Source organism: Mucilaginibacter sp. P4_D1, assembly GCF_056401935.1.
On sequence record NZ_JBFUIJ010000002.1, the window covers coordinates 24,480 to 47,984 of the forward strand.

A 23,505-nucleotide genomic window follows, 5' to 3' on the forward strand; every position below is an offset into this window, starting at 1 on the left:
TTATTGACGAATAAAAACAAATTAACAAAATGCACCAGATATGTTAACTGAGCAGGAATTTGCTTTAAACCATATCTATAGAATTAAACCTGCTACAAAATCAGGCATTGACAAAATCGTGGCCTGAGAGATTTAACGCTGACCACTTAATTACCTGGTAAAAAGTCCGGTTATTATTAATCAAGCCACATCCTACTTAAATCTATAATTTAATTTTTCCTTGTTGAATTTTTTTATCTCATCTCCTAAAAACATTCTTAATTGGTGATTTACCTCTGCCGGCGAATTAGCTTTTCTTCCGTTTTTCCTGTAATAAACAGTGTAAAGATTATTAACTCCAAATACCTTTAATTGTCCGTCGTCAGCAAAAATGGGGTTGCCTTTGATGCCTTCCGGTAAAGTAACAGCATCTAAAAGTTTATGGCGCTGCAGGTCGAGAATTACAATTGTTTTATGGTCAAAAACGTAAGCAAATAAATTATTGTCCTTCGAAAAACTATAATTAATATACTCAGATGGTTCAAGCCACGCGGGGTATTCACTATCGGCACGATACCATATGTCACCAATGTTATATTGAATGGTCAATCTTTTATCAAACACAATGATAGGGGTATTGGTGGACGACTGGCTAATTACAAGCGCATCTTCTGAAAACGTCATGGTCTCAATTACCACACCCTTATAATTCAACGATTCGACGATTGTATTATTTATAGTTTTATAGGTTGCAATAATTCGATTTTTATAAAAATATATGTCGGTTAAGTTTTTGTTAGCTTCTGCGGTATTCAATAATGTAGTTTCTACACCATCATAAATGCGGAACTTATAATATTTTGATAAATTTTCAATGTCATCAACATCGGGGATTGGAGCGATAGTGTCGGCTGTAATTATGGCGGTGCCTGTTGAATTTATTTTCCATATCCGTTCTTTATTCCCCCCAAATTTTACTGTCGTTACTGTTTTCTCTGCTGTATTTAGGTTGAGTAAGATTTTATTAAACACCTTGTTTGTATCTGAATAATTAAAAACAATATTTGTGCTATTTAAGGTTGGCTCTCCGATACCTTTGTTTGTATTTAAATTAAATTTGACCGGTGTTTTAGCAAATTTCCCATCGGCTATCTTCCAAATATTTATTACATATTCTTTATTAACTAATGTTCTTGAATAAATATAGTCTTTCGTTATTCTAACATCAGCACCCAGGTAAAATCTTTTTGTTACTGGATTTTGAACCGTTTTGCCCCTGATTATCCGCAAAGAATCTAAACGGGTCATAGAATCGCCAACAGCATAGGTGTATAGGGTTATTTGCGAACTATTACTGGATGAGGAGATCAAATAATGAGCATCTGAATACCATATTGAGCCTGAAATGTTAAAAGGTTGCGTAGTGAATAGTGGCCATTTATTATATATCTCTATTACTTTATCGCTGAAGTTTTTAACCAACTTTTGGTCCATATTTTCAATATGCTTTATTTGCTCATAATTAGTTTCGGCCAAAGCTAATGCCGCAAGGGGATTAGGTTTGGCTAACCCCGATATGAGTGAATCAGATTGGGATTTAAAAAACTTTAAAAAAATATTTTTTTGCTTGTTTGAGACAGAAAGATTTTCGGCATTTTTCTCAGAAATACCTTTTTGTTCGGCCAGTGAATCCCCTTTGATGTTGAGCCGATTGATCAACTTTTTATTGGTAGCGTCTAAACCAGTTAATGAATCCTTTTTAGCGGCCAATTGTTTACTTTGAGCAGTTAAAATTTCCGTTTTAGCAGCTAATTGTTTACTCTGACTATAATAGCTAACACATAATATACCTAAGATAGCTGCTGCGAGTAACACTAAGGCAAAATTTATCTTTTGCTGCTTTTTTTTCTTGATTAATATAAGTTTTTCCGCCTCTAAAGCCTCAGTTTTCCGCTTTTCTTCTGTCCTCTCAAGTTCTATTTTTTCTTTTTCCCGTTCATATTGTAGTGCAGCAGCTTTTTGTTCTAATTCTATCCTTTCTCTTTCATGCCTTAAGGCTTCAGTTTTGCGCGTTAATTCAATCTTTTCTTTTTCACTTTCTAATTTAACTAAGGCCCGTTCCTGCTCTGCTTCTAACGCAGCCTGCGCCCGTTTACTTTCTTGTTCCAGCTCAAGTTGCTTTGCCAGTAAGGCCTTGTCCTCATAATTTTTTAACCTTTGGCTTCGCCTTTGGGCAAGCGGAGGTAAAAGCCGGTCGTGCAGAATTTCGATATGCGAAGAATCTAAAAATTGCTCTTTATTTAAAAGGCGGAATTCCGGGTCATCAATTAATCTATCAATATCCTTGTATTCCGGATTTTTGATAGCATCATTATAGTTAAAGGGGGTTCTTTTATGGTCGGATGTTATCAGCTTTAATTCAATAAATTCCCGGGTAGCATCATTTATTTTGTTATAAATATCATCAATATACCGCTCAATGGCCGTATCAACCAGTTCTTTAATTATTTCAACGGTATTGGTGTCAAGCTTATTTTTACCGTCGGTGATATCGTAATATATTTTTTGACAAACCAGGCTCAAAAGAAAAGGCTCTACAATAATTTTTTCAAAATTGGTTAATATGTTGATTGACAGGTTTGATGAAATCAATTTAGCTATTGCCCCTGATATTTCACTATCGGTTTTCTGAATCACATCGGTAGCGGTTTCAACATTAAATGCCTCTAACCTATACCTGCTGTTAGTAAAACGGATATAAGGGATCTCTTCTTTTAAACTTTCAAACTGCGGTAAATACTCTTCCCTGAAAGAAAATATAATCCGGTAGTTCTTCTGTTTATTAAGCAGGTTATGTTGCAACACGTCCAGTTTGTTTATAACGTCCTCAGCATCTGTATCAAACTCCTTTATCATATATTCGGGTAGCTGCGATTCGATAAGACACCTTATTTCGGCAATTAAAAACTTAAGGCTCAACTCGTTAAAAGGGTGGGTAAATATCTCTTCAAACTGGTCAAATATGATGATGAGCTTTATAGGCGATTTGTCGTCCGTTTTAAAAAGTTGTACGGTATTTAAAAATTCAAACAGTGAGTTATCTATTAACAACTTTGGAATGCCGGTTTTAACATTTTCAAGGCTACTGAGGTGTTTGCTTATCTCTTCTTCGCATCGCTTAATTACATACTTGCAAAGGTCATTTAATCCCGATTGGCTTACGATGAAATCATTGAGGTGTATATAAACCGGCAGGTACTCGTTTTCTTCTCTTAAATAGGGAATTAAGCCGGCCTTTATTAATGAGGATTTCCCGGTACCGGAGCGGGCGAAAAGGAGCGTTAAGGTTTGATTTTTTACTAAGTTATAGATATCTTTAATTTCCGCGTCTCTGCCGAAAAAGGAATCGCCATCTTCATAAGACTTTGGCCCCCGGAATGGATTTTCTTTTTTCATAACAACTAATTGCTTCTTTTGTGCCCCGATACCCTGCTTTTATATTGCATTTCTTTAATGTCTTTTAATTGCTCAAGCGCAATTTTGTTGTCATCAGTCAATGGTATTCCGGCTGTATTGTCTTTGTTCAATATAAGGTTCCGGATATTACCGCTTGTTTTCTCCTCAATTGGCAGATACATGCTCTGTTGAACAAACTGTTTAAATACGGGTATAATAAGCTTATCGGTATCTATAGCATAGTTCCATTCCTTGCAAACATAGGGGCTGCCCGACGATATATTATCTGAAACAATGGCCACAAAAACACTGCATTTATCAATAGCTTTTTTAATTTTTCCATCAATACTATCGCCCGTTTCAATTTGCCTGTAGTCGATAAAATATTCGATATAATTAGCATCGAATTGAGCGGCTATGGCTTCGGCTACAGCGCGGTCTTTTAGGCAATAGCTAATAAAAACCTTGCTATTGCCTTCGTCGTCTAACAGGCTTTCCTCCCGTGATTCGTTTAGCGCAAGATATATTTCGTCAATTAGTGTATTACAATCAATATCTAATTTTTGAATGCCATAATTATTGATAAAAACCGCCCGGCTTTGATCTATCCCGTTTAAGCTATCTATTACAGCTTTTTGCCTTATCGGGGTTAAATCAAGCCGGTTGGCAACACAAATGCGAATAAAGAAACGGAAAAACCAATCGGGGAAATTGCAGCCTAAAAACAATAGGTAACCGCTATTTAAATAAGAAAGCAGGCTTGAGAACTTTTCCTGGTCGTTAGTAATCAGTTCATGAATAAGTTCTACATAGTCGGCATCTGTTAAAATATAGTTGCCGGCAATCTCGTCATGCGTGCCGAATATATTGCAAACAACGGGCTTTTTTAACGCCAACCGGAAGCCGCCTCTTTCAGATGCCGGTTCTAAAAGCTTGCCATCATACCTGCCGTAGTTCATCACACTGTAGGATGATTTTATTTCTTCCTCGCTAAGTCCCGCGCCCCGGTAAGTATTAAAGGCCAGCTCGACAGAATTCATAAATGTGGCATTTATAAAAAGTTCGAAATGTTTTATGCTGACGAGTTTTCTGTAACTATCGGGTATAAGTTTCCACTTAAAGCGCTCTTGCTTAATTGTTCTACTTAGTTTTTGCTTAAATGAGTTTTTTCTTGCCCCTAAACTGTGATAATATTCATTGGCCAATTCGTGCCCGGTTAATGCTCCGTTGTGGCTGTTGGCAACCAGCCTGTCCAACAAAGCATCGTCGTTTACATGCTCCTTTATAAGCAATTTCAAAAAATCAGGCTCGCCATTATTCATCAATGGCTCGTTAAGCAAATCGTACCCAATTATCGGAATCACCGTCCCTTTTTTAATTTCGTAAACTATCTCGTCAACACTTTGCTGAAGGTCTGCTGGAAGGGGCATATCGATAAAGGTTAAAGTTTATAACATGGCCTAATAATGTTAGGCTTTGAGTAAGACAATGAATGATCAGAAGATTTAACGCTTTTTTTGATGACGGTCCATGCTCTGATAAGGCGCTATTTATTTAGGCATGAGCAATATACATTTATTTATAAATAAATTGCATATTATTAAAAAAATCGCCCAGCCACAGGCATTGTCGGCCATTTGGCGCAATTTTATAAGGCTTGTTGCGGGTGGATGATTTGTGACTGTTCAGCGTAAAGAAATTTACAGAATCCTCGTTGTTCAAATCTCGTCAATTAGTCAACCCCCTTTTTGGCAAGTCTCGTTATACCGTCTGCCGGTCGGGAATCACAGCAGTACAGCATAATATAGCTAAGCACCGGCGCAACATACAAATTGTTACTCATGCCAATTGCTTAATTGATTTAGCATCTATCCGCCTCGCAATATTTTAAATTGCAAAAAGCCATTTACCATAGGATAGAATTAGCTTGCGCTGTAAAGTTTGCCATTAGATGCTTCGTACATCAGCATAACAGGGTGAAAAAGGTTTCGCCACCCCACGTTAAAATATGTTAAACACCAACAAGCAACGCCCCTGCCGCTTACATTTGTAAAGTACTGAACACCAAACCTCCTTTACCTATGCGATATCTGTTGTTGCTGTTATTTGTCAATATATGCCTTAGCTGTTACGGGCAAAGGGTTAATGGCATAGTAACCGATAAGGCTACCGGCCTGCGCATTAGCGGCGCGCTGGTAACCACAACAAACGCTACCGCCATAAGTGATATGGAAGGTATATTCAGCATTGGCGTTGCCAGGCAAGGGGATACGTTAAAGGTAAAAATGCAAGGTTATAAATCGTTTAAGCAGGCGGTTGGCCTGGCAACCGGCGATGTGATTGTACAGTTGGAGCAGGCAACCATCCAGCTAAAACAGGTAAACATCAGCGCCCGGCGCGATAGGGTGAAAGACTCTGTCAGTAACCGCGTTCAGTTTGCCCGCGATTTTAACAGCCACCCGCCAAAGTTTTCGGATATCATCAGGCCGGGCATAACTGCAGGCCCAATACCGATGGTTGGCGTTGCCATTGTGCCCAGCCAGCTGATTGCCCTGCTTACTTACAAACATAGCAATGCTTACAGGTTTAAGCAGGCGCTCATCCGCGATGAAGAGGGCAAATATGTTGACAGCCGTTTTAGCGACGAGCGGGTGGCCCAGCTCACCGGCCTGCAATCCGATTCGTTATACCATTTCATTAACCAGTACCGCCCCGCCGCCGCCCAGGTACGCAAAATGAGCGACTATGATATTTTTACTTACATCAAAAAAAGTGTTGCCAAATTCAGGAAACCTCACCACGATGATGTAAAGGAGGCGGAGTTTTAACTTTTTGCATAAAAGTGTGTTTTTTTGAAAATTATTGTCTAAAAAGTGCCGATAAATTACCTAAATGTGTTAAAAAGTATAGCAAAAATGTCACGATTAAGACAGTAGAACCAAAAGCACCACTTGACATGCGGTTTGAATTTTGTAACTTTGATTATGACTACCGAAACACTTGAAGATTTTTACAAAAATAAATTCGACTGGCTGCCCAATAACCTGCAGCAAAACATAGGTCATTTTAATGTTTTTAAAATTGAGGATTGTATTGGGCCCAACGCCAAACCGGTTACCTATAGCCGCCGCAGCTTTTATAAAATAAGCCTGATGCGGGGCGAAAACATCATTCATTATGCCGATAAAAGCATCACATTATCAGGCACTTCACTCATGTTTTTTAGCCCGCTTGTGCCCTATACCTTTGAGCACATGAGCGACGACCGCACGGGCTTTTTCTGCATTTTTACCGAAGAATTTTTTGTAGAGCGGTTCCGCAACGGCTTGAGCGAACTACCCATGTTCGGCCTCAACGCCAAACCGGTATACCAGCTTGACCGCGCACAGGACGAATACGTTACGGGCCTGTTCCGTAAAATGACGGATGAGATTGCTTCTGACTATGCGTTCAAGTATGAACTGATCCGCAATTACGTTACCGAGTTGTGTTACTACGCCCTAAAAACCCAGCCATCCGAGAATGTATACAAACACGCCGATGCCAAATCGCGCATCACCTCGGTATTTACCGAACTGCTGGAGAGACAGTTCCCGATAGAAACGCCATCGCAGCGTTTTGCACTGCGGTCGGCCAATGATTTCGCACAGCGGTTATCGGTACATGTAAACCACCTCAACCGCGCCATCCGCGAAACCACCGGCAAAACCACTACCGACCACATCGCCGACCGCCTGCTGAGCGAAGCCAAATCCCTCCTCCGCCACACCGATTGGAATATCTCGGAAATAGGCTACTGCCTGGGGTTTGAAGAACCAACGCATTTCAACAACTTTTTTAAAAAACAAACCCAGGTTACACCATCCAGGTTCAGAAATGTTTGAATTTCGTAATAATTGGTTTGAATAGCGTAATTACTCCCTTTTGTTGTCATATTACCTTTGTTTTATCAAAAACAAACACACTATGGACAACAAAAAAGTATGGTTTATCACTGGAGCCTCCAAAGGTTTTGGGCTTAGTTTAGTAAAACAATTACTGGATGCTGGCCAGCTTGTTGCCGCCACTTCCAGGAACCGGCAGGAGCTTATCGCCGCCGTTGGTTCAAACAGTGCTGATTTTTTACCCCTTCAGGTCGATCTGGTTAACGAGAGCAGCGTATCCCTGGCCCTGCAACATACTCATGAAACATTTGGCCGGATAGATGTAGTTATCAACAACGCCGGCTACGGCATTGGCGGTGCTATTGAGGAACTTACGGATGCCGAAACCCGCACCGCCTTTGATGTAAATGTATTTGCTACCCTAAATGTAATCAGGTTTGTAATGCCCTACCTGCGTAAACAGCGTTCGGGTCATATTATCAATATAGCTTCTATCGCGGGAATTACCGGCGGTACCGGCTGGGCAGTATATGCGGCAGCCAAATCGGCGGTTATTGGCCTATCAGAAGTGTTGGCTTTGGATGTTAAAGCGCTGGGTATCAAAGTTACCGTAGTAGCTCCGGGTGCATTCCGTACCAGTTTCCTAACGGCCGATTCATTAACAGTTACCCAAAACCCGATTGCCGAATATGAAGATGTGAGGCACTCGCACTGTAAATACCTGAGCATGAATGGCCAGCAGGCAGGCGACCCCGAAAAGGCCGCTGCAAGCATCATCAACGTGGTTTATGAAGAAAACCCGCCACTCCGTTTGCTCTTAGGTGGTGATGCTTATAACCGGACCCTAACAAAGCTGGACGGGCTGTATAAGGAAATTCACGAATGGGAGAACACTACCTGCGCCACTGATTTTTAAGCACTTACATCTACCTGAAAACAATAACGATGGAAAACACTAAAAACAAAGTTATAGTAATAACCGGCGCCAGCAGCGGAATTGGCGCGGTTGCGGCCCGAAAGCTGGCAGCGCTTGGCGCCAAAGTTGTATTGGCCGCCCGCCGGGAACACCAGCTAAAAGCCTTAGTTGCCGAAATAGGCGACAATGCCATCTACGTAACAACAGACGTAAGCAAACGCACCGATCTGGATAATCTTATCCAACAGGCTATCAATAAGTTTGGCCATGTAGATGTGTTATGGAACAATGCCGGCATTATGCCCATATCCTTTTTTGAGGAAGGCCTGGTTGACGAGTGGGACCGGATGATCGATATCAATGTTAAAGGGGTTTTATATGGCATTAATGCCGTATTGCCGCACATGCTGCAACGCGGGCAGGGTCATATCCTCGCAACATCATCCGTTGGCGGTATCAAAACATCTCCTGGAATTGGGGTGTACTCCGGAACTAAATTCGCGGTAAAGGCTATTATGGAAAGCCTGCGCGAGGAAGTGACACAAACCATTAAGGTAACCACTATTTTCCCCGGGGCAACACAATCCGAACTTGGACATGATATTACCAGCCCAAAGATAAAAGCCATGTACGGCGACCTTAAAAACATGCCTAAAATGGATGAAGACGCCATAGCCGACGCGGTGATTTACGCCATCAGTCAGCCCGGCAATGTATCTGTTAACGAACTGGTGATCAGGCCACTTGAACAAACACGATAATTAACATAAATAATCAATCGGTGAAATCATCTTAAAATCAGTGAAATCACCATAAAAGTATAATCATGAGCAATCAAAATATATGGTTTGTAACCGGCGCCTCGAAAGGCCTGGGACTTACCCTCGTAAAAAGACTATTAAACCAAGGTTATAAAGTAGCCGCCACATCAAGAAACATCAGCGACCTGGAAAGTGCTGTAGGCGTAACCAGTGATGCGTTTTTACCACTCGCCGTTAACATCAAAAGCGAAGAAAGCGTGCAGCAAGCTATCGAGAAAACCATCAGCACTTTTGGTAAAATAGACGTGGTAGTTAACAACGCCGGCTACGGTATGCTGGGCGGCCTGGAAGAAACAACCGACCAGGAGGCCCGCGACAACTTTGATGTAAATGTATTTGGATCTTTAAATATCATCCGCAAAGTGTTGCCTTACCTGCGTGCACAACAATCGGGTCATATTATCAATATTTCGTCGATAGGTGGCTTTGTAGGTGGTTATCCTGGTTTTGGAATTTACTGCGCTACCAAATTTGCGGTTAATGGTTTTTCTGAAGCCCTTGATGCCGAAGTAAAACCATTTGGTATCAAAGTAACGGTTGTTGAGCCGGGCTATTTCCGCACCAACTTCCTTTCTGAAGGATCATTAATCACGCCTAAGAACCCGATTGATGCCTATCAGAATGTGCGCGATTCGCAAAACCTGCATCAAAATAACTTAGATCAGCAGCAAGCGGGCGACCCGGAAAAAGCGGCCGCTGCGATGATTAAAATTGCAAACCAACCCGATGCCCCACTGAATTTATTTTTAGGTGCCGATGCCTACCAACTGGCCCACCAAAAAATAGCATCGGTACAAAACGATTTGGAAACATGGAAAGAATTAACAACCTCAACTGGTTTTTAACAACAAAAAATAACGAGCATATAGGCGTTTGGGTAACCAAAGACGGTTATATACGTCATGAATTTTTACCAAATGGCCGTTATGATGAAACGCGCGGCGATATAAAAAGCGCTTATACCGGTTACTACAACAGGTTAGGTAACCACGTTGAATACCTTGACGATACCGGCTTTGTAGCCGAAGGCGATTTTAAAGACGGCGTTTTTTACCACGCTGGCATGGTATTATATAAAGAGAGTGCCTGAATTGCAAATTTCGCAATTCTGCTCATTGGCCATAAAAAAGCTTGCTTATAAAAGCAGGCTTTTTTTACCTTTATAAAAATCTAATACCTATAAAATATGAGTTTTAAAGATCAGATAACTTCCATATTTGTGCCCGAAAGCCAGATTGGCTTTGGGTTTCAGACAGAAGAAGTGCACCAGCGCGAATACCTGAGCAATGGCGAAATGAAACCCTGGGACGGCGAGGTAAACGAAGTATACTCGCCAATTGGCTTTTTTGATGCCGATGGCAACTTTGGCCGCAAGCTAATTGGAACATACCCGGTTTGTACCGAAAAGGAAGCATTTGAATCATTAGATGCAGCCATTGCAGCGTACGATAATGGCCGCGGTGAGTGGCCTACCATGAGCATTGCCGACCGCATTAAATGCATGGAGCGCTTTATTTACAAGATGAGCGAGCAACGCAGCCTGGTTGTAAAGCTGTTGATGTGGGAGATAGGCAAATCCTACGGCGATTCGGCCAAGGAGTTTGACCGCACCATCGAGTATATCAATGCAACCATTGATGCACTGAAGGATATCGACCGGCAGTCGTCACGGTTTGAAATGGCCGAGGGACTGGTCGCTCAAATCCGCCGTTCGCCGTTGGGGGTAGTGCTGTGCATGGGGCCGTTCAATTATCCTTTGAATGAAACTTTCACCACATTAATCCCCGCCCTTATTATGGGCAATACCATACTTTTTAAACCACCTAAGCATGGTACGCTATTACATTACCCATTATTGCGCGCTTTCCAGGAATCGTTCCCTAAAGGCGTAGTGAACACCATTTATGGCCGTGGTTCAGTAGTAACACCCGGGTTGATGGCCTCGGGTAAAGTAAATGTGCTGGCCTTTATCGGATCAAGCAAGGTTGCCAATGATTTAAAAAAGCGTCACCCTAAAATAAACCGCCTGCGCGCGGTATTAAGTTTAGATGCCAAAAACGCCGCTATCGTAACCAAAAATGCCGACCTCCCTTTAGCAGTAAGCGAATGCATTTTAGGCGCATTATCGTTCAATGGCCAGCGGTGTACAGCCATAAAAATGATATTTGTTCAAAAAGATGTAGCCGACGAGTTTTTAAAACTATTGAGCGAAGCAGTTGCTAAACTGCCGTTTGGTTTGCCCTGGGATAAAGATGTAAAACTTACTCCCTTGCCCGAACCACATAAACCGGCTTACCTTACCGATATTGTTGAAGACGCAATTGCCAACGGCGCAAAAGTAATTAACGAAAACGGCGGCGAAACGGTGGCCTCTTTCTTTTACCCCGCCATTGTGTACCCGGTTAACGAAAAAATGAAGCTATACCGCGAGGAGCAGTTTGGCCCGGTTATTCCGGTTGTGCCGTTCGAGTCGATAGAAGAGCCTATTGAGTACCAGATAGATTCGCCGCATGGAATGCAGGTGAGTATATTTAGTAACGACGCCAGGGAGATCTCATCGCTGATAGATCCGTTTGTGAACCTGGTAAGCCGGGTAAATATCAATAGCCAGTGCCAGCGCGGGCCGGATGTATTCCCTTTCACGGGCCGTAAAGATAGTGCCGAGGGCACCCTTTCGGTGCATGATGCATTAAGGGCCTTCTCCATCCGTTCGCTGGTGGCTACCAAAATGAACGATGTGAACAAACAGATCATCAATGACATTGTGAACGACAACGAATCTAATTTCCTGAGCACGAAGTTTATATTGTAGAGGCGAGGCCCCCCAGCCCCCTGAAGGGGGAGCTTTTTGATTAACATAAAGGCCTGGCGTTTCTCGCCAGGCCTTTATTTTTTTTGCTTGTCCGCTATAGTTCCCCCTTCAGGGGGTTAGGGGTGGGGCTTCGTTTCGTTTATATTGATTATTTCCACCAACACTAAATTTGGCACCCAGCTTAAAAAAGCAATAATGATATAATTATTATCGAAGTTTACACCGTTGCCAAAAACGTGGAAAAGCAGGATATAAAAGCGCAAGGTTACCGCCCCAAAAGCAAGGCCGTAGCTGCGGCGCATCATTTTAACATGATCGTTGATATTGCCTTTTTTGATAAGTGTAAATGCCAATGCAGTTGATAACACCCAAAGCGTATTTTGTACCAGGAACGATATAAAAACGCCCGTACCCCGGCCAACAAACAGCGTCATGACATAGGCGCCCGGCGCGGCTATAAACAATACCCCACAGATATATATTTTTCCTAATATCTTATGTATCCGTCGGTTGGCATATACCGTTTTTGAAAACTGGAAAAAGCCAACCAGCAATATAATACTGCTGGCAAAAATATGGCAGAAAAATGCCGGCATGTACCAGCCTGTTTTAATAGCTGCCTGCTTAAAGCCTAAAAAGAAAGCGTGGTTATGCGCAAAACTTTCATAAAATGTACCCAGGCTTAAAATGGATATCCATATAAAAGCAAAGTATCTTAATAGCCTTGCGGTAATACTCATCTGGAAGCCTGAATTTTGGGTTGCATTGCCTTTAGTTTTGCGTTAATAAAGTTGATGTTGTATTTATCAATAACAGTTAGTGAGTCTTTAACGTCGTCGTTTTGGGGTGTTTCTACGTATTCATTATCAAACCTGGATTTAAAAATAGTGTTCCATTTTTCGTCTTTGAAGTGATAATGATACGATGCGTAGATCTCGTTTTTCATGTATTCCAATATTTCGGCTGTTGCCTGTGCTTCAACCCGTATATTTTTAGGTTGATCTGAATTTTCAGCCATAGTGTAGCAACCCTGCAAATAACTATCGTCCAACTTATTGAATTTTGTTGGAAATATTCTTGACGTTTTTAATACGATGATATTGTCGCCCTTAATCTGGATAAAATGATAATATGGCGCTTCGAGCAAATTAAGGTCTTTTTCTGTCAGAGGGACGGCAAATTCCGAAGTGATCTTGTATTGAAATAAGGAATCACTGAGCGCCAATAAGTCACTTTCATTGCACCGGCTAACAGCAAGTCCGTTATAATATCCATCGCCCATAGAAGCAGGTACTTCAAAGCTGAGGGTTTTGTTTTTCCTTTTATCTGCCAAAACAACAGTTTTGCTACTATACAGGCCAGACCGCCCTCCAAGGTATTGTTTCCCGATAGTATAAATCATGCGTTCGTACCACGAATTAGCCTGCTCTCTTTTAGGGTGGTCAAACCTAACTGATGTTGGCCCAAATAGGTCTACACTCGCCATACTTGTAACCTTTCTTAAAGGGTTTACAAACATTGTAAAATCGGGGATAATTTTCCAATCGGCCAGATAGGATGGTGCGATGTAGATGGCGTTATCCATTTTACGGGAGTTTTCCTCCATTATATCTGGCTGGCTTTTTGCCGATAATGTAAACGATTGGCCATAAGCCTTAATCAGGGCAAGATGTTCGGCAATATTGAAATTGTTTAGCTGGGGCGAAATGATAAAATTCCTTTTCAAATAATAATAGTTAGTCCCCTTTTTTAGCAACGCAACATTCGCGTTCTCTTTTAAAGGGTATATTTCATCATAATCCGCAGGTACAACAACTTTTCCATTTAAATTATACAACCCTTTTTTAGTATTCTTCTCCACTTCTATCAACCCGCTTACCGTGCCGCCAACGCTGCGGATCAAATCGTACGAAACGGGGATAATTTCTTTCAGATCGGGATTCACCAGACCCATTTGAAAGTTTGCAATTGCCCTGTCACGGGCGTTGCTATCATATAAATTATACGGAACGGTTCCCCTATATACGTAGTAATAGGTTTGATCATTAATATGATCAAACCATAAAACGCCGTCATAATTCTTTTTTAATTTATCAGCGTTTTTAAAAGCGGCCAATGTAATGGGTTTATAAAGGTACTTTTCAGGGATAGATTTACTTCTTACTATCTCCCCAAAATTGCTATAAGTCTGGTTAAAGTTTCTAAGGTCGACACTACTTATCTTATACTGTTTACTATTGTTTTTTTCAATAGTAAACAGTACCGGCGATATTTGAGTTTTGATGCCCGGAGTGCTAAAGCGGGCAATAACCATAGCCGTGGCCACCTGGTTGTTTGTAAATTTCACCTGGGCATTTCGGGTATCAAAATTTATGTCAAATGCCAGCATTGTTTTGCGCAATGAACCGCGATAACTCCCCATTACGTGGCCCAGCATCTCTATTCCGGTGCCTGCTATATCCTGCTTAAAAAACGATTCTGCAGAGTCGATATTCCCTGCTTTAATTTGCACATTAAATGCATTAAGGAATTTGATTATAGCAGCCTTATCCGGTTTTACCGATCGTTTATCGCGCGTAAACGAAAAACAAATAATAAGCACAGCCATTGAAGCTATGGCAGTAAGGATAGGTTTTCTTTTCATACAGCAACGTATTTAACTTAAAACATTCAGCAAAACATTTTATTATCAGTCACTTAAAAATAAACAATCGTTCTTCTGCCTTAAAACTATCTTGCAGCCAGGCTATTAGGCATTTTTACGTTTAAGGGTTTCCCATTTAACTTGCTGTTAATAAAGCTGATGTTGAATTTATCAATAATAGTAAGTGAATCGTCAACATTGGCATTTTTTGTGGTATCCCCATTGCCAGAAAAGCGATATTCAAAAACGTCATTCCATTTCTGATTTTTAAACCTGTATTTATACGAAGCGTAAATCTCATTTTTCATGTACTGAAGCATGGATTTGTTTAAATGATCAATGGTTGTCTCTTTTGATTCTCCGTACGCCCCTAGTCTTATTATGTAACAGCCTTGAAGGTATGAATCATCCAGCTTAATAAATTGTGTAGGGAACAGCCTTTTAGAGTTTAAGGCGACCAGTTTTCCGTTTTTAAGTTGAAGGTAATGATAGTATGGCCCGTCTGCTATAGTCTCGTTTTCGCCTAACAAAGACTGCTCGAGGCTCGATGTTGTTTTAAACTCGAAGAGTGAATCGTTGATTGCTTTAGTTGAACTTTCGTTGCAGGTTTTAGATGGCAAGGCATATCCCTCCCCCTCGCTTAAATCGATACTTGCGCTAAACCCCAGGATTTGGTTATGTTTTTTATCAACTACCAATACATTTTTACTGGTGTAAAGGCCGCCTCGTCCGCCCAAATAATCATTTACAATGGTATAATAAGCACTTTGAAACCAATTGCTATCATCGTCCTTTTTATCAGCATCAAATGCAACATCAATTGAACGGCTGCCTCCTTCCTCGTCATCGCCTTCTGCAGGCCCCTTCCTTAACGGATTCGGAAAGTCGATAACTTTTGGAAGTATCTGAAGGCCGGCCAGGTACGAGGGCGAAATTACCAGCGATGTATTATAATCCCGTGAATTATATTCCATTACGTTTTTTGAACTTTTGTCAGATAGTGTGTACGAATCTCCGAAGGTTTTAATTTGCGGTACAATATCGGCTATTTTAAAATCAGCTATTTTATCTGATATGGTGGAATCGGCCTTCAGGTAAAAAAAGTCCTCTCCATTTTTTAAAACAGCTAAATTCCCTGTTGTTTTCAGGGGATATACTTCATCATAAATTGCAGGCACAGTTAGTTTACCATATAGGTTATAAAAGCCCTTTTTATCGCCCTGTTCAACCTCAATCAAGCCGTCAATAGTTCCACCAACATTATGTATCAGATCATATTCGGCAGGAATTATTTCCTTTAACCCGGGGCTAACAAGACCCATTTTATAGTCGGCGCCTTCGGTTTTTTTATCATCAACATATAAAAAGCCGTTGGGCAATTTGCCTTTTATTACATAATAAAAGGTTTTGCTATTCACATGATCAAACCAGACTATGCTATCATAACTGGTTTTCAACTTTTCGGCCGTTTTAAACGCAGCAAGCGTAATTGCGCTATAAATATCTTTTTCGGGCGTAATTTTATTATATACTTTTGCCTGGTAAGCCACATAATCTTTCACAAAGCCAAGCGCATTTACCTGGGTTATTTTGTAGTTTTTGCCATCAATTTTATGGATGGTAAATGTTACGGTCGATTTTTCTTCCGGCAGGTTATCATTCTTAAAAGTGGCAGCTATCGTGGCAGTAGCAAACTCGGGATTTGTCAATTTTATCAGGGCATCTTCGGTATTTAAACTCACCGTAAAAATTGGCTTCTCTTTGCCGCCGGTATTGGTTTTATTGGTAAGCACGCTTAGCAATATCTTAACAGCCTTGCTCTTTTGCTGATCCTCAAAAAAAGTTTTGGCCGAATCAATATTGCCGGCCTGGATGTGTTTGTTAAAGGCGTTTAAAAACTGTATAATCTCGCTTTTGCCCGGTTTATTTTGACTCCTGTATTTAAAGAATGCAAAACAACTTGCTGCAACCACCAAAACAATGGCCGTTATAATGAGGATAGGTTTGGTTTTCATGATACCAAGATATTAAATTATTTGAAACGCAATGACTGGAAATTTTAACCTTATTTCCCGGCACTTATTTGGCTGCCAGTGTGTTTGCTTTTTTTGCGTTTAATTTACTGTTTATAAAGTTGATGTTGTACTTGTCGATAAGGGTTAATGAATCGTCGACGTTTGTATTTTTTGCTTTATAATCGGGTAAGGTTTCGCCAAATATCTCCGCCCATGGGGCATCTTTAAAGTCGTAGTTATACGATGCATATATTTCGTTTTTCATATACTGCAAAACATATTGGTTGATACTGCCTTGCTCATTTTTCCAGTTATCCTTATCGGCTTTTACCAGGTATACGTAGCACCCGTTAAGGTCGCTATCATCCATCTTCCTTATTTTGGTAAACCCAAATTGCCTGCCGGTGTTCTGTTCAACCAGGCGCCCTTTTTTTAAGCCGAAGTAATGGTAAAATGGTATTTGGTTAAGCGTGGCGCCGTTAAGCAATTTTACATGTGCCCCTGATGGCATCACAACCTCAAATAAGGAATCGTTTAATGCCTTCACTGTATTTTTCATGCAATCTGCCGAACTTCCAGGCTCTCCCTTGTTGTTGTAAACGGCATCAATTACAGACGATCCGTAAGCTTTATTCCGCTTTTTATCAATAATTACCAGGTTTTTGGCTGTGTATAAACCCGAACGGCCATCAATGTAATGGTTTTTTATAGTGTAAAATAAACTTAGCAGCCAATTGCCGCCACCGTTAACTTTCGCAGCAGCTTTACCATCCCTTTCAACCCTGTAGCTGCGGCTTGCGCCAAATACAAAAACATTTCGCCTCAATGGGTTTTCAAACACTTTTATGGTGGGTATTAACCCCAGGTCGACAAGGTATGATGGCGGTATATAAATACTCCCATGCATGCGCCGCGAATTAAACTCGGTTACATCATTGCCCGGGTTTTTGGTTACTGTAAAAGGGGGGGCCTGTTTAAGTTGGGATAACAGATCTGTTATCCGAAGGTCGGCTTTATCGGAAATGGTATAATCTTTTCTGAGCCAGTAAAAGTGGTCGTCCTTTTTTAAAGCAGCCAGGTATCTGCCGTTTTTAACGGCCCTGATCTGGTCATATTCCACCGGTGCTATTACCTTCCCCGATAGATCATAAAGACCCCGTTTGTGATCTTTTTCTACCTCAACCAGGTTGGGCACGGTTCCGCCTATATTATGTACCACATCAAAACCCACGGGAATTATTTCTTTAAACTGCGGGTTCACAAGGCCCATTTTGTAAGTTTTGGCAGTGTCCTTATCTTCCGGGAAGGCTTTGTAAAAGTCCCATTTTCCGTTGATTACATAAAACCAATTTTTGCCGTTTAGGTGGCTAAACCATATAACACTATCGTATTTTGCGCGCAGACCTGCAACGTCCTTAAACGCGCTTAAGGTTGCCGGGGTATACACCTCCTTATCCGGGTACCGGTTTTCTTCCACATAATTGGAATAGTTTTGATGTGCTATTATAAAATCCCGGCCATCAAGTTTTAAATTTTTATATTGATGCGGGCCTGTTTTTTGAACAGTGAAGTAAACCTGCGAATATTTTTTAGCTAAACCATCCTTGCTAAACGTAACAGGCACAGTTGCCACAGATAACGTGGCATTGATAAACCGTACGGTAGCCTTATCCGCGTTAAAATCAACCTTAAAACCTCCTTCTTGTAACGCGCTATCTTCCTGCGGCGCCCCGGTTAACACCCCCAATGTTTCATAAACGCCCTTGGTTTCGCGTCCATCCTTAAAAAAATCCAATAGCGGCTGAGTCCCGCTCTCATTAGAAAAGCTTTTTTTAAAAGATGTCAAATATAGCACTATTTCGTCGCTTTTGGACGATGCGCGATTTTTACTGCGGATAAAAAGGATACAGCACGCCGCCAGAATTATAGCAGAAGCTGCGAGAATGAGAAAAGGTTTAATTTTCATGATATTGAGACAGGCTTCCTTATCAACGTTAGAAGTATCGTATAAGTATATTGTTGTCAGGTTGTTAGATGAAAAATTTTCCGTCTTTAAGGGAAAGGAAAACGAAACGCGGGGTAGTGCTCCCCTGGAGCACAAAACAACTAATTCTTTATTTCTACAAAGCTTTCACCCCTCTGGGGTGGCCTAAACGCTGGATAGTTTAACCCAAGGGGCATCGGAAAGCGTTAGGGATTGGCGCGGATACCGGCCTGTGGTTAAGGCTTGTGCAGTATGAGCCCGGCCCGCAGGGAACGCCCTGAAAAAATTGACAGAGCAGCCAGTCAATTCTGTAACTACTGATGTCCAATAAACCCGCAGATGTAAGATACGGCACACATAGACAAAACAAATTTCTTAAAAATTAACTATCAATAAAATCTATAAGGTATAGATTTTTAGAATGAAAGGCTGACTTTTAAATCAGTATATTTGTATAAATAATAACAAAAAGACACTTATGTTAACGATAGGACAAAAATTCCCCCAGTTTTCTAAAACGGCCGTAGTTAGCCTTGAAAAAGGAAAAGAGTTTGAAACACTTACTTCTGAGTATTTGGTGAATGATGATAACGTTTGGACAGTAATGTTCTGGTGGCCAAAAGATTTCACTTTTGTGTGCCCAACTGAAATTGCTGAGTTCAACAAAAACTATGGCGAGTTCCGCGACCGCGAAACCCGTTTAATTGGTGCTTCTACTGATTCGGAATTTGTACACGCTGCCTGGAGACGCGATCATGATGATTTACGCGATTTGAAATTCCCGATGCTTGCCGATACTTCAAAATCATTAGCCGAAGATTTGGGCATATTGGAGCCAACTGAAAAAATCGCTTACCGCGCTACTTTCATTGTTGACCCTACCGGTATTATCCGTTGGGTTTCTGTTAACGATTTAAGCGTAGGCCGTAACGTTAAAGAAGTTTTACGTGTGCTTGATGGTTTACAAACCGACGAACTTTGCCCATGTAACTGGGAAAAAGGCCAGGAAACACTAACTGTTTAATTCCCCCTACTACATATGTCCCCGTACAGTTAATTTATTGTGCGGGGATTTTTTGTAAGCCGGGAATAAGCTGAAAGCTTAAGGCGTAAAGCCTAAAGCTAAAACAGACCGTCAAAAAGCAGACCGTGATGGCGAGTGCCCACCAGCCTATGCTTGAAAAAAAAGGAATGACATAATTGTAAACGGGGCTTTTGTAGAGACGCAACATTTTGCGTCTCCCGCATGCAAATCACACATGCAAATTGAGCCTGTAAATTTTGAATATCCTGGGGGAGACGCAAAGTATTGCGTCTTTACATTAAAAAACAACTCTGATAATCAACAGCTTAAAAGCATGCCATTATAAGGCACGAAGCAATCCCGAACTATATGGGACTTAGCATGTAGGGGATTGCTTCGTACCTCGCAATAACGACACGGATTAAATTCACTTTAAAGCTTTAAGCCTTCGGCTTTCTGCTTTAAGCATAAAAACAAACACCATGAACGAAAGTACCGAAGTGATCCAGGAAATACTGGAAAGTATTGGATTAGATAAAGATTACCGTACAACCAGCCTTACCCTGTTAGAAAAAGGCGAATCGCGTTATTTACGCGACTTGAAACTGAATTTTACCAGCACACTTACATCGGCCCATTTAACGGCTAAAGAATGCGCCTTATTAGGTTTAACTATAGCGGTTAATAACAATAATACGCCGCTTACCAGCTACTTTACCAAATACGCCGAAGTACAGGAAGCTACCGCCGCCGAAATTGGTGAAGCGGTAGGCTGCGCATCATTGCTGGCTTCAAATAATGTATTTTACAGGTTCAGGCATTTTACGCAGAAAGAAAAATACACTCAAATCCCGGCACGCATCCGCATGCAGCTGATGATGAAACCCGTTACCGGAAAAGAGTTTTTTGAGTTGATGAGCCTGGCTGTTTCCGCTGTAAATGGCTGCGAAATGTGTGTAAACGCCCATGAAGATTCGCTGATCAAATTAGCCACAACCGAGGAGCGGATTTTTGATGCGGTACGTATTGCGTCGTTAGTTACAGCTACCGGGAAAGTTATTTTTTAAGTATCAACAGTATTTTAGCATAAAAAAAGCATGAGATTTAATAATTTCATGCTTTTTTCATAAATAACAGTTTATTACTTAATAAAATTTGCGTTTGTTAATTAAAAACTTCTAAATTTATGCCTAAGATTAAACAAACCTCGATTACACTTATTTTTATTGAAAATCAATTGTATCTCGGGGAGAGTTATTAAATTTTAATTGTTAATTTTTTTTGGGGAAAGCCGTTCCAGGTAATAGTGGAACGGCTTTTATCGTTATGAATTTTAATGCGCGTCTACCGGCATTTTTGCATTCGATTTCCTGAATGGCTGCAGGTACAGCAAAGGGATTGAAAACAACATCACCAGTCCCGATATCCAGTAAGCATCGTCATAAGTCAACAACAGCACCTGTTTGGTTAACGCGCCTTCAATGGCGCCATACGCCATACGGGTAGCATCAATTAATGAGTGCCCCTTGGCCATAAAGTTATGTAACGAAGCGTTAAACCGCTCAATAAATGCCGGGTTGGTTGCCGTAATATTTGTTAACAGGTTACTACGGTGCACGCCCTGGCGTACGTGGATAATGGTAGTTAGCGTAGCGATACCAAAAGAACCGCCCAATTGGCGCATCATGTTGTTTAAGCCTGTTCCTTGCCCTACCTCGGGCCCTTTCAAGTCGGCAATGGCCAACGTGGTTAAGGGTACAAATAACAAGGCCATACCTACGCCCCGGATCATTAACGGCAAAAAGAAATTAGACGGCCCCATTGCCATGGTGGAGTTACTGAGCATTGTGGTAAATACAAAGAACAGAAACATACCCGCGGTGGCCATAAACTGTGCCGGAATACCCTTATTGAGCATCTTACCAATAAAGGGCATCATTACAATGGTACACAACCCACCGGGGAAAAGGATCTCGCCTGTTTGTTGTGCTGTAAAACCTAACAAATTCTGGCAAAATACCGGGAACACAAACACCGACCCATACAACCCAAAACCAAGCACAAAGGATGTAAACATCCCCACAGCAAAGCTCCGGTGCCTTAATATCGCAAAATTCACTATCGGATAGTTAATACTCATCTCGCGCCATATAAACAGGATCAATCCTAATACTGCAGAGATAGTTAATACCGTAATGTAAGGAGTTGCAAACCAATCTTCCGATTCACCTTTCTCTAAAATGGTTTGCAAGCTGCCTACAGCTATAGCCAGTAAGCCAATGCCCCACCAGTCAACAGGTTTCCCTTTTTCGTCTTTAGGCGTTTCGCGCACAAAGGTGTAGGCAAAAAACGCTGCCAGGGCACCAACCGGAATGTTCACATAAAATATCCACCGCCACGATGAGTGATCGGTAATATAACCACCAATGGTAGGCCCTACAGTTGGCCCTACTACCGCACCTAAACCAAATAGCGCTGTGGCGGTTCCAATTTGTTCGCGTGGCCATGTTTCAATTAATATGGCCTGTGAGGTTGATATTAGCCCCCCACCTGCAATACCTTGCAGTATCCGGAACATAACCAGCTCATTAAGGTTTGTGGCATTACCGCATAAAAACGAGGCGATGGTAAACACGATAATGGAAGTTATGAAATAATTTTTGCGCCCGAACCTGCTTCCCAGCCATCCCGACATAGGGAGCACAATTACGTTTGCTACAGCGTAACCGGTAACCACCCAGGCAATATCTTCAAGGGTAGCACCAAGGTTACCCTGTATATCGGGCAGGGATACGTTCACAATCGTGGTATCAATAAGCTCCAGCAATGAAGCTATGATAACCGTGATGGTGATGATCCATTTTTTAAAGCCTGTTTCAGCCATTTTATTCTCCTTTAATTACAGAAACTTTTACGCTCATACCAGGGCGCAATTTGTCAAGTACGTCTTTTGAGGCGTTTAATTTAATTTTAACCGGTACACGTTGCACTACTTTTACAAAGTTACCGGTAGCATTATCTGGCGGCAGTAATGAAAATTTGGCGCCGGTTGCCGGGCTAAAGTTGTAAACTGTACCTTGTACTTTCATATCAGGGTAGGCATCAACCTCAACATCAACCTTCTGGCCGTTTTTCATATCATTCAGCTGTGTTTCTTTAAAGTTGGCGGTTATGAATAAACTGTTATCATTAACAACGCTAAACAAGGTTTGCCCTGCCTGTACCAACTGGCCTAACTGTACGCTTTTTTTGGCGGCTAAACCGCTTGATGGCGCTTTTATAGTGGTGTAGCTTAATTGCAGTTTGGCATAATCAATATCAACCTGCTTTTGGCTTACGCCGGTATTAGTAACCTTTAACTGGCTGCGGGTGGTGCCAATTTGCTCAACCGCTGCTTTGTATTGGTCTTGCGATGCCCTTAAGTTTGCTTTAGCCACATCCAGATCGGCCTTAGCCTGGTCAAATTGTTGCTGGGTTACCGATCCGTCTTTTATAAGGTTTGCATAACGGGCATAATCTTTCTGCACTTTATCTAAACGGGCAGCATTTGATTCAACCTGCGCTCTTGCGCTTGATGAGTTTGCCTGTGTAGCGTAAATCTGCGATTGATTTACATTGATACCTGCGCTTGCACCAACCTGGGCTGCTTGCGCCTGCTCTAATTTTATCTTGTAATCGTGGTCGTCAATTTTAACTAAAGTTTGACCAACAGTTACGTGGCTGTTTTCTTCAAAATAAATAGAGTCAACATATCCGCCTACGCGGGCAACTACCGGGCTTATGTCGCCATCAACCTGCGCATCATCTGTATCAATGTGCTTGCCGTAGTATATGTACTCTTTGATACCGAAAATGATACCACCAAGAAGCAATACGCCTAATATGATAGGGATAACTTTATTTGGTTTCTTTTTTGGTTCCTGTTCCTGTGTTTCTTGTGCCTTTGCCATTTTATTATCTGGTTTAAGTA

17 protein-coding genes are annotated in these 23,505 nt (G+C 41.4%); 9 read left to right on the top strand and 8 right to left on the bottom strand.

What is annotated here, in order from left to right:
* Positions 1 to 192: 192 nt before the first annotated feature.
* Together AC1DV1_RS01975 and AC1DV1_RS01980 are read right to left on the bottom strand one after the other, a co-directional pair.
* Complete coding sequence (locus tag AC1DV1_RS01975; RefSeq protein ID WP_477354459.1) at positions 193 to 3,435, bottom strand: nSTAND1 domain-containing NTPase; 3,243 nt, start codon at positions 3,433 to 3,435, stop codon at positions 193 to 195.
* A 5-nt stretch (positions 3,436 to 3,440) separates the two neighbouring features.
* The gene (locus AC1DV1_RS01980; protein ID WP_477354462.1) at positions 3,441 to 4,865 is read right to left on the bottom strand and encodes a toll/interleukin-1 receptor domain-containing protein; all 1,425 of its coding nucleotides are present in this window, start codon (positions 4,863 to 4,865) and stop codon (positions 3,441 to 3,443) included.
* 651 nt (positions 4,866 to 5,516) lie between these two features.
* Here AC1DV1_RS01980 and AC1DV1_RS01985 point away from each other — a divergent pair.
* From AC1DV1_RS01985 to AC1DV1_RS02015, 7 genes are all read left to right on the top strand, one after another.
* On the top strand, positions 5,517 to 6,263 hold the full coding sequence (locus tag AC1DV1_RS01985; protein ID WP_477354465.1) for a carboxypeptidase-like regulatory domain-containing protein: 747 nt from the start codon (positions 5,517 to 5,519) through the stop codon (positions 6,261 to 6,263).
* A 156-nt stretch (positions 6,264 to 6,419) separates the two neighbouring features.
* Positions 6,420 to 7,319 carry a helix-turn-helix domain-containing protein gene (locus tag AC1DV1_RS01990; RefSeq protein WP_477354468.1) on the top strand — a complete coding sequence of 300 codons (900 nt, stop codon included), beginning with the start codon at positions 6,420 to 6,422 and terminating at the stop codon, positions 7,317 to 7,319.
* An 82-nt stretch (positions 7,320 to 7,401) separates the two neighbouring features.
* Positions 7,402 to 8,235, top strand: coding sequence for an SDR family NAD(P)-dependent oxidoreductase (locus tag AC1DV1_RS01995; RefSeq protein ID WP_477354471.1), 834 nt, complete (start codon positions 7,402 to 7,404; stop codon positions 8,233 to 8,235).
* Between the two features lie 29 nt (positions 8,236 to 8,264).
* Positions 8,265 to 8,996, top strand: a complete 732-nt coding sequence (locus AC1DV1_RS02000) for an SDR family oxidoreductase (RefSeq protein ID WP_477354475.1) — start codon at positions 8,265 to 8,267, stop codon at positions 8,994 to 8,996.
* 65 nt (positions 8,997 to 9,061) lie between these two features.
* Complete coding sequence (locus tag AC1DV1_RS02005; RefSeq protein ID WP_477354478.1) at positions 9,062 to 9,901, top strand: SDR family oxidoreductase; 840 nt, start codon at positions 9,062 to 9,064, stop codon at positions 9,899 to 9,901.
* Complete coding sequence (locus tag AC1DV1_RS02010) at positions 9,868 to 10,146, top strand: Atu4866 domain-containing protein (protein WP_477354481.1); 279 nt, start codon at positions 9,868 to 9,870, stop codon at positions 10,144 to 10,146. Before AC1DV1_RS02005 ends, AC1DV1_RS02010 begins: the two co-directional genes overlap by 34 nt.
* A 96-nt stretch (positions 10,147 to 10,242) precedes the next feature.
* Positions 10,243 to 11,868, top strand: a complete 1,626-nt coding sequence (locus AC1DV1_RS02015; protein WP_477354484.1) for an NADP-dependent glyceraldehyde-3-phosphate dehydrogenase — start codon at positions 10,243 to 10,245, stop codon at positions 11,866 to 11,868.
* Between the two features lie 116 nt (positions 11,869 to 11,984).
* On the opposite strand, the gene AC1DV1_RS02020 is transcribed toward AC1DV1_RS02015, so the two are convergent.
* The 4 genes from AC1DV1_RS02020 to AC1DV1_RS02035 all read right to left on the bottom strand — a co-directional run bounded on the left by AC1DV1_RS02020 (position 11,985) and on the right by AC1DV1_RS02035 (position 18,493).
* Complete coding sequence (locus tag AC1DV1_RS02020) at positions 11,985 to 12,608, bottom strand: DUF2306 domain-containing protein (protein WP_477354487.1); 624 nt, start codon at positions 12,606 to 12,608, stop codon at positions 11,985 to 11,987.
* Positions 12,605 to 14,512 carry a WG repeat-containing protein gene (locus AC1DV1_RS02025; RefSeq protein WP_477354490.1) on the bottom strand — a complete coding sequence of 636 codons (1,908 nt, stop codon included), beginning with the start codon at positions 14,510 to 14,512 and terminating at the stop codon, positions 12,605 to 12,607. Before AC1DV1_RS02025 ends, AC1DV1_RS02020 begins: the two co-directional genes overlap by 4 nt.
* Before the next feature lie 86 nt (positions 14,513 to 14,598).
* Complete coding sequence (locus tag AC1DV1_RS02030; protein ID WP_477354493.1) at positions 14,599 to 16,527, bottom strand: YARHG domain-containing protein; 1,929 nt, start codon at positions 16,525 to 16,527, stop codon at positions 14,599 to 14,601.
* 64 nt (positions 16,528 to 16,591) lie between these two features.
* Positions 16,592 to 18,493 carry a WG repeat-containing protein gene (locus AC1DV1_RS02035; RefSeq protein WP_477354496.1) on the bottom strand — a complete coding sequence of 634 codons (1,902 nt, stop codon included), beginning with the start codon at positions 18,491 to 18,493 and terminating at the stop codon, positions 16,592 to 16,594.
* 496 nt (positions 18,494 to 18,989) lie between these two features.
* Between AC1DV1_RS02035 and AC1DV1_RS02040 the strand changes: the two genes are divergently transcribed.
* On the top strand, positions 18,990 to 19,535 hold the full coding sequence (locus AC1DV1_RS02040; RefSeq protein WP_147053761.1) for a peroxiredoxin: 546 nt from the start codon (positions 18,990 to 18,992) through the stop codon (positions 19,533 to 19,535).
* A 482-nt stretch (positions 19,536 to 20,017) separates the two neighbouring features.
* Positions 20,018 to 20,602 (top strand): carboxymuconolactone decarboxylase family protein, encoded by a 585-nt coding sequence (locus AC1DV1_RS02045; RefSeq protein ID WP_477354499.1) that lies wholly within the window; start codon positions 20,018 to 20,020, stop codon positions 20,600 to 20,602.
* Positions 20,603 to 20,868: 266 nt separating this feature from the next.
* On the opposite strand, the gene AC1DV1_RS02050 is transcribed toward AC1DV1_RS02045, so the two are convergent.
* Positions 20,869 to 22,419: a DHA2 family efflux MFS transporter permease subunit gene (locus tag AC1DV1_RS02050; protein ID WP_477354502.1), complete on the bottom strand. Its 1,551-nt coding sequence runs from the start codon at positions 22,417 to 22,419 to the stop codon at positions 20,869 to 20,871.
* 1 nt (position 22,420) lies between these two features.
* Positions 22,421 to 23,485 carry an HlyD family secretion protein gene (locus tag AC1DV1_RS02055; RefSeq protein ID WP_477354505.1) on the bottom strand — a complete coding sequence of 355 codons (1,065 nt, stop codon included), beginning with the start codon at positions 23,483 to 23,485 and terminating at the stop codon, positions 22,421 to 22,423.
* Positions 23,486 to 23,505 lie beyond the last annotated feature (20 nt).

Bases quoted from the DNA above. Each gene is read 5' to 3' on its own strand.
- AC1DV1_RS01975 (WP_477354459.1), bottom strand. From the start codon at position 3,435: ATGAAAAAAGAAAATCCATTCCGGGGGCCAAAGTCTTATGAAGATGGC.
- AC1DV1_RS01980 (WP_477354462.1), bottom strand. From the start codon at position 4,865: ATGCCCCTTCCAGCAGACCTTCAGCAAAGTGTTGACGAGATAGTTTAC.
- AC1DV1_RS01985 (WP_477354465.1), top strand. From the start codon at position 5,517: ATGCGATATCTGTTGTTGCTGTTATTTGTCAATATATGCCTTAGCTGT.
- AC1DV1_RS01990 (WP_477354468.1), top strand. From the start codon at position 6,420: ATGACTACCGAAACACTTGAAGATTTTTACAAAAATAAATTCGACTGG.
- AC1DV1_RS01995 (WP_477354471.1), top strand. From the start codon at position 7,402: ATGGACAACAAAAAAGTATGGTTTATCACTGGAGCCTCCAAAGGTTTT.
- AC1DV1_RS02000 (WP_477354475.1), top strand. From the start codon at position 8,265: ATGGAAAACACTAAAAACAAAGTTATAGTAATAACCGGCGCCAGCAGC.
- AC1DV1_RS02005 (WP_477354478.1), top strand. From the start codon at position 9,062: ATGAGCAATCAAAATATATGGTTTGTAACCGGCGCCTCGAAAGGCCTG.
- AC1DV1_RS02010 (WP_477354481.1), top strand. From the start codon at position 9,868: ATGGAAAGAATTAACAACCTCAACTGGTTTTTAACAACAAAAAATAAC.
- AC1DV1_RS02015 (WP_477354484.1), top strand. From the start codon at position 10,243: ATGAGTTTTAAAGATCAGATAACTTCCATATTTGTGCCCGAAAGCCAG.
- AC1DV1_RS02020 (WP_477354487.1), bottom strand. From the start codon at position 12,608: ATGAGTATTACCGCAAGGCTATTAAGATACTTTGCTTTTATATGGATA.
- AC1DV1_RS02025 (WP_477354490.1), bottom strand. From the start codon at position 14,512: ATGAAAAGAAAACCTATCCTTACTGCCATAGCTTCAATGGCTGTGCTT.
- AC1DV1_RS02030 (WP_477354493.1), bottom strand. From the start codon at position 16,527: ATGAAAACCAAACCTATCCTCATTATAACGGCCATTGTTTTGGTGGTT.
- AC1DV1_RS02035 (WP_477354496.1), bottom strand. From the start codon at position 18,493: ATGAAAATTAAACCTTTTCTCATTCTCGCAGCTTCTGCTATAATTCTG.
- AC1DV1_RS02040 (WP_147053761.1), top strand. From the start codon at position 18,990: ATGTTAACGATAGGACAAAAATTCCCCCAGTTTTCTAAAACGGCCGTA.
- AC1DV1_RS02045 (WP_477354499.1), top strand. From the start codon at position 20,018: ATGAACGAAAGTACCGAAGTGATCCAGGAAATACTGGAAAGTATTGGA.
- AC1DV1_RS02050 (WP_477354502.1), bottom strand. From the start codon at position 22,419: ATGGCTGAAACAGGCTTTAAAAAATGGATCATCACCATCACGGTTATC.
- AC1DV1_RS02055 (WP_477354505.1), bottom strand. From the start codon at position 23,485: ATGGCAAAGGCACAAGAAACACAGGAACAGGAACCAAAAAAGAAACCA.